The sequence below is a fragment of the Nodosilinea sp. P-1105 genome, from assembly GCF_012911975.1.
Taxonomy (GTDB): Bacteria; Cyanobacteriota; Cyanobacteriia; order Phormidesmidales; family Phormidesmidaceae; genus Nodosilinea.
This window is the reverse complement of record NZ_SMDQ01000014.1, coordinates 21,520-39,247: the sequence shown is the minus strand read 5'-3', so window position 1 is coordinate 39,247 and position 17,728 is coordinate 21,520. Positions and strand designations below refer to the sequence as shown.

The following is a 17,728-nucleotide window of genomic DNA, read 5'->3' as shown; positions in this document are numbered from 1 at the left end:
CCACATAGAAAATATCACCTCCTTCTATTAAATAAGATAAAATCAGCCAAAAATATTTTTCTATCCATTTCAGTAGATTTTTCGTCATTAGCCGTACTCTCACACCATGACATGTATTCTCCTCTTTTCTCTGAATCAAACCCTATCTGCCCTACTTGAAATTGTGCTCGCTGTAATAGCTCTGGTAAAGTTTTGGAATTAGCATAATTTTTTACTTCCTCAAACTCAGCTTCTTGAACAATTCGCCGAATTCTTTTGTCTAAAGAGTTCTTGATGTTTTCGTAAATAGGTTCGAGCCCGATCGAGACCTCTCTGTCATCTACCTTTAGGGTCGTAAATTTTAAACGGATAAGAGCTGGATATCCTATTCCAACGACGAATGCCCTGACTGGAGGGCGAAGATCTCTCAAAGCAGCATTTTCCTCAAGTATGAAATACAATACAATTGACAGAATGCTATTAACTGCGATAAAGAGGAAAAAACAAATCCGAATAAATCGTCGCCTTTCTTTTATATCAGTTGTTATAGATATAGTGTTGTCTATCTCGAGCCAAGTTAGAAAGCCAGAAAGAATGGGCGTTAGAAGCCACCAATACATGAAACTTCGGCCCCATAGACTTCGAGCCTATTTTATTAAATAAAATAAGGAGAAGAACTAGTAAGTCCCCCTCCTTAACACTAATTAACATTTATACAGCTTGTCTAGTGATCACATTTCTCGGGCTGAAAGGCTGTTTGGGGGTTAGGACGGTTTCTCGAACCTTTGGGAACAATTGTCGAAGAACCCTGATATTCATCAAATTCCCAGTTGGTCAGCGCCTTTGTTCCCAAAGGCGTGATTTGAGCAAAGTAGCCGCCCTTAGCAGTCCTAACCAAACTTTTACCTTCTAACCCAAACAGCGTTTCGCGCATTTCAGTAGGAGTTAACCTTGCTTCTACGGCAAGCTGAGGGATGGAAGCCTCACACAAGTCACCGAAAGACTTTAGGACAGCTAGCTCGTTGAATGTCAATGGTATTTTGCGAGCCATGGGTCTGTGCTACCAAATATAGTTTAATCAACAGGAGGATCAATAAAAATGTTCGACCATGGTGAAGCCCCCAGAAGGCCTATCAATTTAGCTCTGTAGCTAATATAACATTTTTGATGCTAATATGCCAATGCTTTAGCAAATCTTATATATTAGAGCTAATGAAAAATTTTGTCAAGCCTTTCTTCTCCATAGGTAAAATATATTACGGAAAAGGCCTAAAGGCATCACCCAAAAGCGTAATCTTTACAATTGCTTAACATATATGAGTGTATCTGACACGCTTACTTAAAATCTCTGAAAGTACTGATGAATATAGCTTTGCCCGTTTAAGTATCTAGGGAGTCTATGGCTAGACATACATCATGGCTGATTGTAGATCCAACTCATTACTACCAACACTCCGGACAGTTTTTGAATGCCAACGGTAGAATGCAGGTTGAAGCCCTTTCCTACCGTGATTTAGCCAACGAAAAAACAGAAAAAACAAGGGTTTCAGTACTTGCCCGGAAAAATGTCCGAACCTTTGTACTACTATTTTTACCTTGTAGATATATCTATAAGGTAAAAGCCTTGATGTGATTAGCTTTCGTCTGTTTAGGTCAAGATAATCACGGGCTATGAACTTTGGGGTGTCCGAGGGCAGAACCCCTTTCAGATGGGTGTTTTTTAGTTGGCGACCAAAGTATAGCGGTTTTCACCCGAGTGAGGTGCAGCCTAAGTCCTGTAAGCCTTATTTATCAAGGACTTCAATAACTCATCCAATCAAGAACCGCTATAAAAGCTGGAAATAGTCCAAAACCCTCATTGCTTCGCTCAAGTGTCTTGGTTGTCTGACTGCTGAAAAGCCCATTCTTTCGCTCGACTTTGAAAAGCATTCACTAGAAAGGGGCAGAACCCTGGGATCTGTCCCTTTCTAGCACTGCCGGGTTAAGTTTTGTAAGATCTCTTTAGCATCCCCACGGCAGGAGCGTGAGCACCGGCATGGAACGAGTTAATTTCAGGGCGTTTCGTCAGTTTTGGGCGATCGCCAAAGCCTATTGGTTTGGTGACGAAAAGTGGAAAGCTCGAGGGCTGCTGGTGTTGATTGGGGTACTGCTGTTGGGCTATACCGGCCTGAGTGTGGTGCTGAACAACAAACGGGGGGTGCTGATTTCAGCCCTATCAGCCCAGGACGAAGCCCGCTTTTGGCAGACGGTGCTGGTGTTTATTGGGGTGCTGGTAGCCTATGCCCCCCTGCTGGCCGGGTACGAGTATCTGCAAAAGCGGTTGGGTCTGGAGTGGCGACGCTGGTTGACCAATCGGTTTGTGGATGATTATTTTGGCGATCGCGCCTTCTACAAGATCCAGCAATTTCAGCCCGACATTGACAATCCTGACCAGCGGATTGCCGAAGATGTGAAGAGCTTCACCCAAGAATCCCTGGCCTTGCTGCTGGTGGTGGTGAGTTCGGTGCTGCAAGTGGTGGCCTTCAGCGGCGTGCTGTGGGGCATCTCCAAGAACCTGGTGGTCTTTTTGGTGCTATATGCGGTGCTCGGTACCCTGGTGACCGTGGTGATCTTTGGTAAACCCCTGGTGCGGCTGAACTTTGAGCAGCTAAAACGGGAGGCGAACTTTCGCTTTAGCCTGGTGCGGATTCGGGAAAATGCCGAGGCGATCGCCTTTTACCGGGGCGAAGCCCAGGAAGCCAGCCAGGTGAACAATCGGTTCATGGCCGCCTTTGAGAATTTCAAGCGACTGATTATTTGGGAACTCAATCTCAATGCCCTGACCAATGCCTATGAGTTTATTCCCTTTGTGTTACCCGCCATTGTGGTAGCTCCCGCCGTCTTTGCTGGCGAGATTGAAGTGGGCAAGGTGTCCGAAGCCCAGGGGGCCTTTGTGCGGGTGTTCTTTTCCCTGAATGTGGTGGTGGCTCGCTTCCAAGAGCTGACCTCCTTTGGGGCTGGGATTAACCGTCTCTACAGCTTTGCCGAAGCCCTAAACCATGGGGAGATTGCGATCGCAGACCAGGCAGATACAGTTGAGCATCCCCAGATCACGGTAGAACCTGCCGATCACCTGTCCCTAGAGGGGGTGACCCTGCAAACCCCCAACTACCAGCGCACCCTGGTAGAAGCGTTGTCCCTACAACTGCCAAAGCAAACCGGGCTATTGATTGTTGGCCCCAGCGGCTGCGGGAAGAGTTCCCTACTGCGGGCGATCGCCGGTCTCTGGAACTCCGGCAGCGGCACCCTGCATCGTCCGGCATTGGACCAAATTTTGTTTCTACCCCAAAAACCCTACATGATCCTCGGCAGCTTGCGGGATCAGTTGCTCTATCCCAATACCCGCCAGGATTTGGATGATGCCACCCTGAAAGCGGCCCTGGAGAAAGTTAACCTGGCGGATCTAGACGACCGCTTCGGTGGCTTTGATGCCGTTGAAGAATGGGGAGATGTGCTCTCCCTGGGAGAACAGCAGCGGCTTACCTTTGCCCGGATTTTGCTGAACCGGCCAGACTTTGCCATCTTGGATGAAGCCACCAGCGCCCTGGACCTGGCCAATGAAGCCCAACTCTACGACCATCTGCGCCATACCGCCACCACCTTTATCAGTGTTGGGCACCGAGCGTCGCTGAATAGCTACCACCACCGGGTACTAGAACTGGCGGAAGACCACACCTGGACCATGAAACCCTTGGAGTTAGCTGAGAATGAAGGATAGATACTATTTTTCTAATTTTCAGTATTGTCCGATGTCCGGCTGACAATCATAATAGAGAACAACTATACTGCTAGAGTTTCCTTCCTGGCAACCCTGATAGGAGAAACCAGACTAATTTGTCTTTGCCTCTTTTAAAGGAGAATCCCATTGTTATCAACAGTTAAACAAACCAGATTGCTGATTTCCCAGAATACTGAGGCAGGGAAAAAATCTAAGTTTGGCCAATTCTTGACTTCAGAACAGACTGCGGCTTTTATGGCTAGCCTATTTCCTGCGGCCGATGGTCATTGCTGTTTACTTGATGCCGGTTCTGGCATCGGTTCTCTTTCAGCCGCACTTCTAGACCGCTGGTGCTCTAGCGACCTCAATTTCCAAAGTCTTCATCTGGATGCCTTCGAACTCGATCAGACCCTACATCCTTACTTGCAGGATACCTTGGGCCGGTACAGCAACAGAATCGATTTTTCTTACAGTATTCGCAGCGGTGATTTCATTCACAAGGCAGCGGACTGGCTTTCTGGTAATCTGTTTGCCGAGCCACTCCCCCAGTATACCCACGCTATTCTGAATCCGCCTTATAAGAAGATCAATAGCCACTCGCCTCACCGTTTAGCCTTGCGTCGTGTTGGCATCGAAACGGTTAACCTCTATTCAGCCTTTGTAGCTCTAGCCATCGCCCTGACAGCTCCGGGTGGGCAAATCGTTGCCATTATTCCCCGTAGTTTCTGCAACGGGCCTTACTATCGGCCCTTTCGAGATTTTATTTTAGATCATACAGCCATCCGCCATCTGCACCTGTTTGAATCACGCAACAAAGCTTTTAAGGATGATGCGGTTCTGCAAGAGAACGTGATTATTCGGCTTGAGCGAGATGGTCGGCAAGGGGCAGTGATCATCTCTACATCTACCGATGATGTATTTACTGATATAGTCACTCATGAACACTCATTCAGCCAAATCGTACTACCCGGTGATTCAGAACGTTTTATTCATGTCCCTATACTAACCAACCATACCTTTGAACTATCGGCCTTTCACCATACGCTGAGTGATCTAGGGATTCAAGTATCTACTGGTCCAGTCGTTGACTTTAGACTTAAAGAATACCTACGTAATAGTCCAGAACCAGGCACTGTACCTCTACTGTATCCCAGGCACTTCAAATATGGAGCCACCACTTGGCCGATTAAAGGTATGAAGAAGCCCAATGCCATTCAGCACAACCAAGAGACTGAGAAATGGCTATATCCAACAGGGTTTTATTGTGTGGTACGACGCTTCTCATCTAAGGAGGAAAAACGGCGAATTGTAGCTAGTGTGGTAAATCCTAATATTTTTAACAATTCGCCAATGTTAGGCTTCGAAAATCATCTCAATCTATTTCATGAGCATAAGCATAGTTTGCCAGCTCCGTTGGCTCATGGACTTGCCGTCTTTCTTAACTCTACGACTGTTGACCAGCAATTTCGCCAGTTTAGTGGCCATACTCAAGTCAATGCCACCGACCTAAAACTGATGAAGTATCCCAGCCGAAATGTTCTTTTTGAGCTTGGTGAATGGTCCATGCAGCAGGGCAACCTAACCCAGGTCATGATTGATAATAGACTAGAAACGCTCATCAATGAAAGATAAAAGTGCCTATATCAAGGCCGCTTTTCAAATAATTATTTCACTGGGCTTGCCTCGGGCACAGCAAAATGAGCGCTCTGCCCTTTGCCTGCTAGCTCTGCTAAACTTGACACCCGGTAAAGCCTGGATTGATGCAGAAAGTCCACTAATGGGTATAACCCCAATCATGAACTGGATTCGACAGCATTACGACAAAGATTATGCTCCTAATAGTCGAGAAACCATTCGTCGACAAACCATGCACCAGTTCTGTGATGCTGGCATTGTGCTTTACAACCCAGACCGGCCCGATCGCCCAGTAAATAGTCCTAAAGCTGCTTATCAGATTGAACCCTCAGCCCTTTCTCTGTTACGTACCTTTGGTCAAGAAACATGGTCCGATCAGCTAGCGGCGTATTTGGCTGAGCGGAAAACCCTAGTGGCCCGATATGCTCAAGAGCGGGAGCAAAACCGTATCCCTGTAGAGGTTTCCCCAGGGCAGCAAATCACCCTCAGCCCTGGTGATCACAGCGAACTAATCCGAGCCATTGTCGAGAGTTTCGCCCCCCGTTTTGCACCAGGAAGCGTATTGGTCTACGTAGGCGATACTGGGAAAAAGTGGGGATATTTCAACGCTGCTCTACTGAGCCAGCTAGGCGTTACCATGGATACCCATGGCAAGATGCCTGATGTAGTGCTGCACTATGTTGAGAAAAATTGGCTGCTCTTGATTGAGTCAGTTACAAGCCATGGTCCTATGGATGGTAAACGTCATGGGGAATTAGCTACTTTATTCAGTGGCGCGCGAGCTGACTTGGTTTACGTGACCGCATTCCCTAACCGTGTCATTATGGGGCGATATCTTGGTGAAATTGCCTGGGAGACAGAGGTATGGGTCGCAGATGCACCTTCACATCTGATCCACTTCAATGGTGAGCGCTTTCTAGGACCATATAGAACTTCGTAATACGGCTCCAAAAGTGGTCATAGCATCCTGTACGGTGCTATGGCCCTTAAGATCCTTACTGAGCGCCCCTTCATCACTGCATTCGATCGATGGTGCGGTACTGGATGGCTTCAGCGATGTGGTGGGTTTGCAGATCGTCGGCTCCATCCAGGTCGGCGATGGTACGGCCCACCTTCAGGATGCGATCGGTGGCCCGGGCGGATAGGCCCAGCTTGCGCACGGCCCCTTCCAGCAGCGTCCGGCTAGGGTCATCCAGGGGGCACCAGTGCTTCAGGTGGCGGCTTTGCATGTCGGCGTTGCATTGCAGGCCGGGTTCTGCTTTGAACCGCTGGTAGGCCCGTTGGCGAGCGGCCTGCACCCGCTGGCGCACTGGCTCCGAGGCTTCCCCCGACTGGTGCTGGGTCATTTCTTCGGGTTTGATCCGGCTAACCACCACCTGCAAATCAATCCGGTCCATCAGTGGACCCGACAGCCGCGACCAGTAGTTTTCGCGGCTGCGGGGGGTGCAGGTGCAAGGCTGTACCGAGTCGCCGTAAAAGCCGCAGGGGCAGGGGTTGGTGCTGGCAATCAGGGTAAATTGGGCCGGAAACACCACCGACTGGCGGGTGCGGGTGATGGTGACATAGCCATCTTCCAGGGGCTGCCGCAGAAATTCCAGCACATCCCGCTTGAACTCCGTCAGCTCATCCAGGAACAAGACCCCCCGATGGGCCAGGGAAATTTCCCCCGGTTTGGGGTAACTGCCGCCCCCCACCAGCGACGGTCCTGAGGCGGAATGGTGAGGGCTACGGAAAGGACGAGTATTCACCAGGGTGCCCTTTTCCTTCAGCAGCCCGGCCACCGAATGGATTTGGGTGACATCCAGGGCTTCTTCAAATTGCAGGGGCGGCAAGATCGAGGGCAGGCGGCGGGCCAGCATGGTTTTACCGCTGCCAGGGGGGCCAACGAAGATCAAGTTATGGCCGCCAGCGGCCGCAATTTCCAGGGCGCGGCGGGCCTGGGCCTGGCCTTTGACATCCCGCAAGTCCAAAGCCCCTGGGGTAGCCTGCATGGTGCTGGCGCTATCCACCACCACCGGTTGGTAGCCAGCCGGGTGGTTGAGGAAATCTGCCACCTCTGACAGGTGGTTAAAGCTGTAGACCGTGAGCCCAGGTACTACGGCGGCTTCCCGACCGTTGTCAGTGGGTACCACCAGGGCGCGAATGCCCAGTTTTTGGGCGGCGGCGGCAATCGGTAGCACCCCGGCCACCGCCCGCAGGCTGCCATCCAGGGAGAGCTCCCCCAGAAACAGCAGGTCGTTAAGGGCTTCGGGCCGCACCTGCTCGGCGGCAGCCATAATCCCGACACTGATAGGTAGATCAAAAATCGGACCTTCTTTGCGCAGGTCCGCCGGGGTGAGGTTAATCACCACCTTGCGCATGGGGAAGGGAAATCCAGCATTTTTCAGCGCCGCTTTCACCCGTTCCCGCGACTCCTGCACCGCCGTATCGGGTAGGCCGACAATCACCACCCCAGGTAATCCGCCGGACAGATCCACTTCAACCCCTACCTTGAGGGCATCGATGCCCACCAGGGATGCACTCCAAACTCTGGCCAACATAGCGATGCCCACCGATAATGCTCTGGTTAGAATGCCCAGGGCAGCTTGGGGCTAACGACTCTCTTCCAGGAATCCGAGGAATAGCTGAGGACCCGTTGACTGCTCACCCAGTCTGCGGTACTAGTTCACGGCCATCGGAGCCAGCAGTTCGGGATCTTGAAACAGGGGAGTGCTCAAGTAACGCTCGCCGAAACTGGGCTGAACAATCACGATTAATTTGTCGGTGTTTTCTGGGCGACGGCCCACCTCGATCGCCGCTTTAACCGCAGCCCCAGTGGAAATGCCCGAGAGCAAGCCCTCTTCCCGGGCCAGGCGACGGCCATAGGCGATCGCGTCGTCATCGCTCACCTGCACTACCTCGTCAATCAAGCTGACATCCAGCACATCGGGGATAAACCCAGCCCCAATACCTTGAATTTTATGGGACCCAGGCCGCCCACCCGAGATCACTGGGCTGTTCGTGGGTTCCACCGCGATCGCCCGGAACTCCGGTTTACGCTGCTTCAGCACATCAGCCACCCCAGTGATGGTGCCGCCAGTCCCCACCCCCGCCACCAGCATATCCACCTGACCATCGGTATCGGTCCAAATTTCCTCGGCGGTGGTGCGGCGATGAATATCCGGGTTGGCCGGATTGCGAAACTGCTGCAACATGTAGGCATCGGGCAGGGTATCCAGCATTTCCTGGGCCCGTTGAATACAGCCGGACATGCCCGCAGTGCCAGGGGTAAGCTCTAACTCGGCCCCATAGGCCCGCAGCATCGCTCGTCGCTCCGAACTCATAGTTTCTGGCATGGTCAAAATCAGCCGATAGCCCTTGGCCGCGGCGGCCATGGCCAGGGCAATGCCCGTGTTCCCAGAAGTCGGCTCCACCAAGGTCGTCTTACCAGGGGTAATCAGCCCCTCGGCCTCCGCCGCCTCAATCATGTTGATGCCAATGCGATCCTTCACCGAAGCCGAGGGGTTCATACCCTCTAGCTTCATCACTAAACGGGCAACGCAGCCTTCGTCTTGGGGAATGCGGTTGAGCTGTACCAGCGGGGTGCGACCAATCAGCTGGGTGACGTTTTCTGCAATTCGCATGGGCTTGGCCTAGATGTAATACATAATGTCAACTTGCTGCTTGGCGTTGCGCTTGTCTACCAGATCTTGCAGGGTATATTTCTGCAAAATGGCTTCCGCCGCCTGGCGCACTTCCCCCCAGACATCTTGGATGACCACGGCTTCAGAGGTATCGGGCGCCTTAGTCGCATCCGCCTGGGTATCAAACCCTTCAATGCAGCTCACCACATCATAGAGGGAAATCTTCCAGGGATCACGGGCCAGCAGGTACCCACCCCGAGCTCCCCGCTGGCTTTTGACCAGACCCGCCCGCCGCAGGGTCGCCAGCAGTTGCTCTAGATAGCGATCGGGAATATTTTGCTGGCTCGAGATCTGACGAATTTGCAGGGGCTCACCACTGGCATAGTGAGGACTAAGCTCCAGTAAGGCCAGCAGGGCATATTCACTTTTACAGGAAAGATCCACAACGGGTCCAGGTAATGGGCAACCCATTTAGTATACCCCGGTTCTCCACTGGGGTTTGCAGGATTGAAAGAACTCGTTGTCACAACCCTTCCACCACCTTCAATAACTGCTCAGGGTCGGCATGGGTGTGCAGCAGCGAAAACAGATGACCGTAACGGAGGCGACCCTGAGCATCAAGAATAAATTGAGCCGGCAGGGGGGCTCCCAGGGCTTGGCCGGTGTGATAGGCCCGAAAGCTGTCACCGGTGGTATCCCTCAGCAGGGGTAGGCTGAGCTGCAAGTCGTCTACGACCCCTTGGGCATGGCGCAGGCTGAGGGTGGTGATCACCATCACCTCAGCCCCAGCGTTGCGGAACGGTTCATAGGCTCGATTCACGGCCACAATATGGCGGTGGTCGGTGGGTTGATAGACATCCTGGGCGGCAAGACGGGCAAAGACAAGCACCACCGGCTGTTTACCGCGCCAGTTGGCCAGGCGTACGGTGCGCTGGTGGGTGACATCCCAGAGGGCAAAGTCAGGGGGGATCTGCCCCAGAGGTAGCCCTAGCCAGGGGGGGCGGGGTAGCAGATAACGCCAGAAGGGGGATGGACTAGACGATGCGGCGGTCATGGATTGGCTAACCTGGTTGACCTGATTGACCTGATGGATTTTAGACCTCAGCAAAGAAATCTTTGGCCTTAACCGGGTCGGGGGTCATGGTTTTATCCCCTGGCTGCCAGTCGGCGGGGCAGACCTCGTTAGGGTTGGTCTGCACATGTTGAATCGCCTGTAGTACCCGTAGGGTTTCATCTACCTTGCGGCCAAAGGCCAGGTTATTGATAGTAGAGTGCTGAATCACCCCGTCTCGGTCGATGATGAATAAACCCCGCAGGGCTACCCCACTTTCTGGGTCCAGAACATTGTAGTCGGCACTGATTTCTTTCTTCAGATCTGACACCAGCGGATAGTTCAGATCACCGACGCCGCCTAACTTGCGTTCAGTTTGAATCCACGCCAGGTGGGAAAATTCACTATCGACGGAAATGCCCAAAATTTCAGTGTCAAGCGCTTTGAATTCGTCGTAGCGATCGCTAAAAGCGGCAATTTCCGTTGGGCAGACAAAGGTGAAGTCAAGGGGATAGAAGAACAACACCACGTATTTACCGCGATAGTCAGAAAGCTTAATGGTTTTAAAGTTTTGGTCAACGACGGCTGTGGCCATAAATTCGGGGGCCATTTGCCCTACCCGCAGGCATCCCTCGTTATGTTCACTCATCAACGTATAATCCCTTAAATCTATAATTCCCTAAAATAAGGACCACTGGGCACTGTGGCTATTCACCCTTAGACTTTAACACCTTGCCTTGGCCATTGGCAGGGCTGGCTGGCGATTCAAGGGGCTAGTACAGAAAGGCAGAAGTGAGAAGGCAAAAGGCAGAATATGGAATCCCTCTCTACGCCAAGGCTTGGGCTGGCGGAAATAGATGAGTCATTTCTGCCTCGGAGTACCAGTGGTCTACAGGCCAAGTTTGCCAGAGACAGTGATCGCTTCAGTCTTGGTGGCGCCTAACGTCGCCAGAGCTAACTGCTGGGCATCGGTTAGCCCTGTAGCCCCCTGAATTATCATCCCTTCGTAGGGACGGGGCAACCGCAGGGTTTGCTCGCGACCGTAGATAAAGCCCTCGGGAACCTTAAGTTTTTGCCACACCTGAATGGTTTCATCCTGGCTGCAGCTGATCAGGCGATTGCCGTCGGCGCTAAAGGTGATGTAACGCACCCACTTTTCATGGCCAGAGAGGGTCTGGTGACAGCGGCGGGTGGTCAGGTGCCAGAGTTTGATATTCGTGTCGCCGCCGCAGCTGGCCAGCCACTGTCCGTCGGGGCTAAAGGCCACCGCCAGCACCAGGCTGGGATGGGTACCGATGACCGTGCGGTGGCCCAGTTTTAGATCCCACAGCATCAGGTAGCCATTGGAACCCCCACAGCAGAGATAGCGCCCGTCCGGGCTAAAGGCTAGCCCCCGCACCCAACTGCCTTCGCAGGGCAACACCTGCAGGCAGATCTGGCTGTCCAGATCCCACAGGCGCACGGTTTCGTCCTGGCTGCCGCTGGCCAACCGGCGACCGTCAGGGCTGATGGCCAGGGTCCAGACGCCGCTGGTATGCCCCGTAAGTTTGCCCTGACTAGATTGACTATCGAGGTCCCAGAGGCGAATGGTGCCATCGAGGCTGCCGCTGACCAGGCGATCGCCCTGGGGGCAAAAGGCCACCGCCCAAACTTCGTGACTGTGGTCGGCCCAGGTGGCCCGGCAATCGCCAGTCGTGCTGTCCCACAGGCGCACGGTGCGATCTTCGCCACCACTGGCAATCCAGCGACCATCGGGACTGACCGCCACCGCCAGGATCCAGCCGGTGTGACCCTCCAGAGCCTGCGGTGACGTGGCTCCGGAGCTAGTAGCTCCAGTAGCAATGGTACTGGCCAGGGGCCAGAGGCGCACCCGCCGATCTTGACCGCCGCTGACCAGGTACTGGCCCTGGGGATGCAGGGCCACCGACCAGACGCCGCTATTATGACCTCGCAACACCCGTAGAGCCTGGCGGGTCTGGCTATCCCACAATCGCACAGACTGATCTTCGCTAGCGCTGGCCAGGGTGCGCCCATCGGGGCTAAAGGCGACGTTGGAAATCCAGCTGCTGTGGCCTTTAAAGGCCCAGGTAAGCCGTCCGGTGGGCCAGTCCCACAGGCGAATGGTTTGGTCGTCGCCACCGCTGGCTAGAGTGCGACCATCGGGGCTAAAGGCGACAGTGCGCACCTGGCTTTGCAGCGATTGCCCGCTGGCCGCAGGCTTGAGCCACCGCACCTGAGGCTGGGGCGTCTGGTTCCAAAGGCCAATGCTGCCGTCTTGATGGCCACTGGCCAGGGTTTGCCCATCGGGGCTGAACGCCAGGGCTGCCACTGGAGAGTCCGTGGCCAGGGCGGTGCTGTCGCCGTCGGTTAAATTCCACAGGCGCAGGGTGCCATCGTAGCTGCCGCTGGCCAGCTGGTGGCCCGCCTGGGGTGCCCCCAACTTTGGCCCCCGACGCAGGTAACCCTGGGGAGAAAAGGCCACTGCCCGCACCTCATCCTGATGGCCGCTCAGGCAATGGACCAGGGTACGGCGGCGCACGTCCCACACTCGAATCTGGTGATCTTCGCAGCCGCTAGCCAGAAAAAGGCCGTCAGGACTAAAGGCCAGGGAAAAGACCCGGCTGGAGGAATCCTTCAACTGACCATCGCGATCGCCGGTTTTGAGATCCCACAGGTCGATGGTGCCGTTGGCGCTGCTGGCCAGGGTTTGGTTGTCAGGGCTAAAAGTGACCGCCCAGCACCAGCCATCCTGGGCCTGGAGGGTGAGGACGGGCTGGGCATCACTGACCCGCCACAGATGGATTTCGTAGCTGACATCACTGGCGGCTAGCAGTTGCCCATCGGGGCTAAAGGCAACACAGAGCACTTGGCTGAAAGTGTCTTTAAACACTGAGCGGGACAGATCGGCCTCGGTAAACGTGGTGTGCTGGAGATTGCTGTCTTGCAGGTAAGCCTGCCAGATGGTCTGGTGGGAAAAGTCCCACCCCTGGAGGGAAATCTGGGCTTGCAGCAGCAGGTGAATGATAGTGCTGCACCCATAGCTGGGCAGCCGCTGGTGACGCCAGGCATCCAGATGGCCCTGGAGCCGTGGGGCTAGAGGGCCGGGGCCGATGCGATCGAGCACGGGCTGCAGGATTTGCCGCGTCTGGCTGTCGCGGATGTAGTCTTTGGCCTGGGCCACCATCAGGGCGTAGGTGTGCAGGGGGCTGGGAGCCGGGCTAGGGGGCGCCAGAATCGCCTGGCTTACCTGCTCCACCAGCCAGTCAGTCATGTACTCCATCACCACGGGTTGGAGGGTAAATTGGGTGCTGCGTGGGCCAGTGCGGGGGGTGTCGCGCTCCACCAGCGACCGTCGCTCCAGACTGGTGAGGGCCTCGATCAGGTGCCCCAGAGGCAGGGGCGTCACCAGATGAGTACGCAGGTGGACCAGGGTAACGGGCTCCCGGTGTATGGCCAGCCACACCATCACCTGCTGTTCCAGGGGGGCGAGGCGATCGATCTGCCTGCCAAGCAGGTCACGCACATCACCAAACACCGAGTCACCCTGGGCCAGCATATCCACAAAGGAACTCAGTTCACCATCAAAAAAGTCTTGGACCACAGCGGCCACTATCTTCAGAGCCAGGGGATTGCCACCATAGTGGTTAACCATCTGTCGCCAGTCGGTGGCGGTGCCGTGTACCCTGCCCTTGGCCTGGCAGAGGGACTGGCCCACGGCAGGGGGCAACCCCAGCAGCCGCAGCGATCGCACCGGCAGGCCATCGCTTTCCTGGCGGGCCATTCCCTTCAGAGTTTCGCGGCTCGTGAGCACCACCGTACTCTGGTGGGCCACCTGGCCCAGACAGTGGAAGAGGTCTTCGTAGGCTTCATAACCGGGCTGATAGGTGCCAGTACAGTCCTGGGGTTGCAAGATCGTTTCCCCGTTGTCTAGCACGATCAAACTGCGGTGCTGACGCAGCTGATCGAACAGCGATCGCAGTAACCCATCCAACCTGGTCAAAGCCGTTTCACGCCCTGGGGCTAACACGCCCAGCAAATCCTTGAGCAAATCTGCCAGGGGTGGGGCGTGACGCAGCGATCGCCAGATCACCACCTCAAACTGGTCTTGAATCTCCCGAGCCAGCTTAATCGCCAGGGTGGTCTTGCCGATGCCCCCCATGCCAAAGATGCCCACTAGTCGACAGCGCTGATGGGCATAGGGCAGAGATGGATCTGGCCCAGCTTCGGCTAAAACCCACGCCTTAAGCTGGGCCAATTCGTCGGTACGACCATAGAAAGTGACAACATCAGAGGCATCACCCCAATCTCGGCGTCCCTGGGAGGGAACTCCCCCAACCAGCCCCACCGGGGGGTCATCGGTAGACTGCTTAAAGCTCAGTCGCCGCGTCAGCACCCCCCGCAAATTACGCTTGGTCACCTTCTCCCCCAGGTGAGTCGAGAGATACTGCCACAGATCAGAGCCCACCTGCTTGACATAGCCCACTTCATAGCCCAAGGCCAAAGCCATAGCCTGGTAAGAGCGATCGTTCCAGGCTTGCTGCAATACTGCCCCTTGCATTGGGCTGAGCGGTTCTGCCCCCTGCTCGACCAACGCCCGTTCAACCAGTCTTAAGGCATCATCGGCGATCATGGTGGTGTGTCCAAAGTTACTTGCTGTGCTGAAACTCAAGTAGCACAGGGCTTAGAGGCAACTCTTCAATTTCGATGGTAGTCAAGCAATACCCCCATTTTTGTGACCTAAGCAACATTTCTAGAGGCAAGACTCCCTAGGCAGCTAAACAACGCACTTTTCGCGAACTTCTCTCGAACCTTGCCCCTCGGCTGGCGCTGATAACCTCTACTTTAACGTTTCGACAATAGCGTTCTACCGCCAGGGTTTTAGGTTTCGGGTGCCGGGTTGCTGGTTTGCGGTTCACGGTTCTGCCTTATTCCCCAGACCTTGCCACCCTAAGCCCTAATCGACTAGCCCCTTTATTAATTGGCTGGTTCACGCCCCAGGCGCTCCCCCTTTTAGGGGACTGCTGCTGCTGTTTTGTAGTTCATCTAAGGAGAACCCCCATGCGGAGTCCGATGTTTCAGGTGACCCGTCGCCAGGCCATCCGGGGATTGCTAGCTACCGGGGCTTTTGGGCTCACGGTGAAGCTCAGCGCCTGCGGCGACACCTCCACGACCGCTAGCAACAATGACATCACCGCTGGGTTTATCTATGTCGGACCCAGGGATGACTACGGCTATAACCAGGCCCACGCCGAAGGGGCCGCCAGCCTTGAGGCCATAGATGGGGTCAAGGTCTCCGAGGAGGCCAGTGTGCCCGAGACTAACGCCGTCCAGGAGACCATGCGTAGCATGATTGACATCGATGGAGCCACCGCCATCTTTGCCACCTCCTTTGGCTACTTCGACCCCCATGTGCTGGCCCTGGCGGAGGAATTCCCCGACGTGCAGTTCTTCCACTGCGGTGGGCTGTACGAAGAAGGCGTCCACCCCAACAACGTGGGCAGCTACTTTGGCTACATCGACGAAGCCCAGTACGTGGCCGGCATCGTCGCCGCCCACGCCACCAACAGCAAGCGCCTGGGCTTCATCGCCGCCAAGCCGATTCCCCAGGTGCTGCGCAACGTCAACAGCTTTACCCTCGGTGCCCGCACCATCGACCCCAGTGTCACCACCCAGGTGATCTTTACCGGTGACTGGGCCGACCCGGTACGTGAGGCCGAAGCGGCCAACAGCATGGCCGACCAGGGCATCGACGTGCTCACCTGCCACGTGGACAGCCCCAAGGTGGTGATCGAAACCGCCGAGCGGCGCGGCATTTTTGCCTCCGGCTACCATGCCAACCAGGCGGAACTGGCCCCCCAGGGCTACCTGACTGGGGCCGAGTGGGACTGGTCGAATGTTTACACCAACTATATGACTCAAATACTGGAAGGCAAAACCTTGATGAACGGCGGCATCCCCCACCTGGTGCGGGGCGGCTTCCAGGATGGCTTTTTAAAGCTCTCTCCCTTTGGCCCGGCGGTGAGCCCCGAAGCCCAGCAAGCAGCAGAAGCGGCCAAAGCTGAGCTAGTGGCGGGCAACCTGGTGATCTACAAAGGCGAAATCAAAGACAACCAGGGCCAGACCGTGATTGAAAGCGGCAAGGAACTGGGCCAGACGGCAGTGGAGCTGGAGCAGATGAACTGGCTGGCGGAAGGGGTGATGGGGAGTGTGGGTGGATGGGGAGTGTGGGTGGATGGGGTGGATGGGTGGATGGGTGGATGGGTGGTAGACGCGGAGCGGCTTCCCGGAGGGTAGGGTGGATGCGTAGGGGCAGACCCACGTGTCTGCCCCCAACCCCGCCTGTAACCAATTCGCCACCGCCCGAAATCCCGCCTGAAACCAATTCGCCACTGACGTAGGGTGGGCTTTGCCCACCATCCCCTTCACGGCTCACCAACCCTCTATCTCTACCGATTGACCAACACCACAACCCCTGCGCCAAAACATCAGTGAACGAAGGAGCAAAACCATGAGCGATCGCTGGCGGAGTCTACTGGAAAAAATCTGTATCCCCCTGGGGGCGTTGCTGGCGGCCCTGGTAATCTTTGGCCTGTTTTGTGCCCTGGCGGGGGCGAACCCGTTTGGGGTCTACCACTCCATTTACCGGGCCGCCTTTGGCAGTTGGAGTTCGTTTCAGAACACCCTGATTCAGGCGTCGCCGCTGATGTTGAGCGCCCTCTGTACCGCCCTGCCCGCCCGGCTGGGGCTGGTGATTATCGGCAATGAGGGGGCGCTGGTGCTGGGGGGGCTGGCGGCGGTGGCTGGGGGCCTCACCCTGGGGGGCTGGGGTCTGCCCACCCCTGGGGTGCAGTTGGGCATGGCCCTGGCAGGCATTCTGGCGGGCGGCCTCTGGATCGCCATTGTCGGTGCCCTGCGCCATTACCGGGCGGTGAATGAGACCATCAGCAGCCTGCTGATGAACTACATTGCGATCGCCTTCCTCAACCAGATGGTCAATGGCCCGATGCGGGACCCGGCCTCGCTAAATAAGCCCTCCACCTTTCCGATTCCGTCGGAGCACATGTTGGGTACTCTGCCCGGCAGTCGGGTGCACTACGGGCTGGTGCTGGGGCTGGTGGCCTGCGGGCTGGCCTATTTCTTAATTCAGCGCACCACCTTTGGCTTTGCGGCCCGTACCGCCGGGGGCAACGTGCGGGCGGCGCGGGTAGCCGGTCTGCCCGTGGGCAAGCTCACCCTGGCGATCTGCTTTTTGGGCGGGGCCTGCGCCGGGCTGGCGGGGATGGTCGAGGTGGCCGCCGTCCACGGTCGCGCCAATGAATCGTTGAATGCCAACTACGGCTACGGCGGCGTGCTGGTGGCCTTTATTGCCCGCCACAACCCGATCGCCGCCAGCCTGGTGGCCCTACTGCTGGGGGGGATTTTGGCCAGCGGTGGCATTCTCCAGCGGGCCCACGGCCTACCCGATGCCACGGTGATGGTGTTCCAGGGGATTGTGTTTTTGTCGGTACTCTACAGCGACTCCCTCTACGGCAAGCTGCCGATCTTTAAGGCGCGACCCCCCAAGGTGCGGCCGACACCGCCGGTGGCAACGGCGACGCTGGTTTAGGGGTGAAGGGTGAAGGGTGGATGGGTGGATGGGTGGTAGACGCGGAGCGGCTTCCCGGAGGGTAGGGTGGATGGGTG

Annotated in this window: 14 protein-coding genes; 6 read left to right on the top strand and 8 right to left on the bottom strand. The window is 55.6% G+C overall.

Features of this window, described 5'->3' with window-relative positions:
• Positions 1-14 precede the first annotated feature (14 nt).
• Both E1H13_RS08625 and E1H13_RS08620 read right to left on the bottom strand, forming a co-directional pair.
• Positions 15-440 carry a hypothetical protein gene (locus E1H13_RS08625; protein WP_206070246.1) on the bottom strand — a complete coding sequence of 142 codons (426 nt, stop codon included), beginning with the start codon at positions 438-440 and terminating at the stop codon, positions 15-17.
• 263 nt (positions 441-703) lie between these two features.
• Complete coding sequence (locus tag E1H13_RS08620) at positions 704-1,030, bottom strand: hypothetical protein (protein ID WP_169613006.1); 327 nt, start codon at positions 1,028-1,030, stop codon at positions 704-706.
• A 348-nt stretch (positions 1,031-1,378) separates the two neighbouring features.
• Between E1H13_RS08620 and E1H13_RS26835 the strand changes: the two genes are divergently transcribed.
• The 4 genes from E1H13_RS26835 (at position 1,379) to E1H13_RS08605 (ending at position 6,311) form a co-directional block, all read left to right on the top strand.
• Positions 1,379-1,612: a hypothetical protein gene (locus E1H13_RS26835; RefSeq protein ID WP_206070244.1), complete on the top strand. Its 234-nt coding sequence runs from the start codon at positions 1,379-1,381 to the stop codon at positions 1,610-1,612.
• Between the two features lie 402 nt (positions 1,613-2,014).
• Positions 2,015-3,736, top strand: coding sequence for an ABC transporter ATP-binding protein/permease (locus E1H13_RS08615; RefSeq protein WP_169613005.1), 1,722 nt, complete (start codon positions 2,015-2,017; stop codon positions 3,734-3,736).
• Positions 3,737-3,883: 147 nt separating this feature from the next.
• Positions 3,884-5,368, top strand: a complete 1,485-nt coding sequence (locus E1H13_RS08610) for an Eco57I restriction-modification methylase domain-containing protein (RefSeq protein WP_240966545.1) — start codon at positions 3,884-3,886, stop codon at positions 5,366-5,368.
• Entirely contained in the window at positions 5,358-6,311 is a 954-nt protein-coding gene (locus E1H13_RS08605; protein ID WP_169613004.1) for a BsuBI/PstI family type II restriction endonuclease, read from the top strand. The genes E1H13_RS08610 and E1H13_RS08605 overlap by 11 nt, the downstream gene beginning before the upstream one ends.
• A gap of 73 nt (positions 6,312-6,384) precedes the next feature.
• Here E1H13_RS08605 and E1H13_RS08600 read toward each other — a convergent pair whose 3' ends face one another.
• The 6 genes from E1H13_RS08600 to E1H13_RS08575 form a co-directional block, all read right to left on the bottom strand.
• Entirely contained in the window at positions 6,385-7,911 is a 1,527-nt protein-coding gene (locus tag E1H13_RS08600; RefSeq protein WP_169613003.1) for a YifB family Mg chelatase-like AAA ATPase, read from the bottom strand.
• Between the two features lie 120 nt (positions 7,912-8,031).
• Positions 8,032-8,994, bottom strand: coding sequence for a cysteine synthase A (cysK, locus tag E1H13_RS08595; protein ID WP_169613002.1), 963 nt, complete (start codon positions 8,992-8,994; stop codon positions 8,032-8,034).
• Between the two features lie 9 nt (positions 8,995-9,003).
• On the bottom strand, positions 9,004-9,438 hold the full coding sequence (locus E1H13_RS08590) for an Rrf2 family transcriptional regulator (protein ID WP_169613001.1): 435 nt from the start codon (positions 9,436-9,438) through the stop codon (positions 9,004-9,006).
• 79 nt (positions 9,439-9,517) lie between these two features.
• Positions 9,518-10,048, bottom strand: coding sequence for a redoxin domain-containing protein (locus E1H13_RS08585; protein WP_169613000.1), 531 nt, complete (start codon positions 10,046-10,048; stop codon positions 9,518-9,520).
• A 40-nt stretch (positions 10,049-10,088) separates the two neighbouring features.
• The gene (locus E1H13_RS08580) at positions 10,089-10,694 is read right to left on the bottom strand and encodes a peroxiredoxin (protein WP_169612999.1); all 606 of its coding nucleotides are present in this window, start codon (positions 10,692-10,694) and stop codon (positions 10,089-10,091) included.
• A 240-nt stretch (positions 10,695-10,934) separates the two neighbouring features.
• The gene (locus E1H13_RS08575) at positions 10,935-14,675 is read right to left on the bottom strand and encodes an NB-ARC domain-containing protein (protein WP_169612998.1); all 3,741 of its coding nucleotides are present in this window, start codon (positions 14,673-14,675) and stop codon (positions 10,935-10,937) included.
• A 428-nt stretch (positions 14,676-15,103) separates the two neighbouring features.
• Between E1H13_RS08575 and E1H13_RS08570 the strand changes: the two genes are divergently transcribed.
• Together E1H13_RS08570 and E1H13_RS08565 are read left to right on the top strand one after the other, a co-directional pair.
• Positions 15,104-16,339, top strand: coding sequence for a BMP family ABC transporter substrate-binding protein (locus E1H13_RS08570; protein WP_169612997.1), 1,236 nt, complete (start codon positions 15,104-15,106; stop codon positions 16,337-16,339).
• A 214-nt stretch (positions 16,340-16,553) separates the two neighbouring features.
• Complete coding sequence (locus E1H13_RS08565; protein WP_169612996.1) at positions 16,554-17,651, top strand: ABC transporter permease; 1,098 nt, start codon at positions 16,554-16,556, stop codon at positions 17,649-17,651.
• Positions 17,652-17,728: the final 77 nt, after the last annotated feature.

Bases quoted from the DNA above. Each gene is read 5' to 3' on its own strand.
- E1H13_RS08575 (WP_169612998.1), bottom strand. From the start codon at position 14,675: ATGATCGCCGATGATGCCTTAAGACTGGTTGAACGGGCGTTGGTCGAG.
- E1H13_RS08620 (WP_169613006.1), bottom strand. From the start codon at position 1,030: ATGGCTCGCAAAATACCATTGACATTCAACGAGCTAGCTGTCCTAAAG.
- E1H13_RS08565 (WP_169612996.1), top strand. From the start codon at position 16,554: ATGAGCGATCGCTGGCGGAGTCTACTGGAAAAAATCTGTATCCCCCTG.
- cysK (WP_169613002.1), bottom strand. From the start codon at position 8,994: ATGCGAATTGCAGAAAACGTCACCCAGCTGATTGGTCGCACCCCGCTG.
- E1H13_RS08570 (WP_169612997.1), top strand. From the start codon at position 15,104: ATGCGGAGTCCGATGTTTCAGGTGACCCGTCGCCAGGCCATCCGGGGA.
- E1H13_RS08580 (WP_169612999.1), bottom strand. From the start codon at position 10,694: ATGAGTGAACATAACGAGGGATGCCTGCGGGTAGGGCAAATGGCCCCC.
- E1H13_RS26835 (WP_206070244.1), top strand. From the start codon at position 1,379: ATGGCTAGACATACATCATGGCTGATTGTAGATCCAACTCATTACTAC.
- E1H13_RS08615 (WP_169613005.1), top strand. From the start codon at position 2,015: ATGGAACGAGTTAATTTCAGGGCGTTTCGTCAGTTTTGGGCGATCGCC.
- E1H13_RS08585 (WP_169613000.1), bottom strand. From the start codon at position 10,048: ATGACCGCCGCATCGTCTAGTCCATCCCCCTTCTGGCGTTATCTGCTA.
- E1H13_RS08600 (WP_169613003.1), bottom strand. From the start codon at position 7,911: ATGTTGGCCAGAGTTTGGAGTGCATCCCTGGTGGGCATCGATGCCCTC.
- E1H13_RS08605 (WP_169613004.1), top strand. From the start codon at position 5,358: ATGAAAGATAAAAGTGCCTATATCAAGGCCGCTTTTCAAATAATTATT.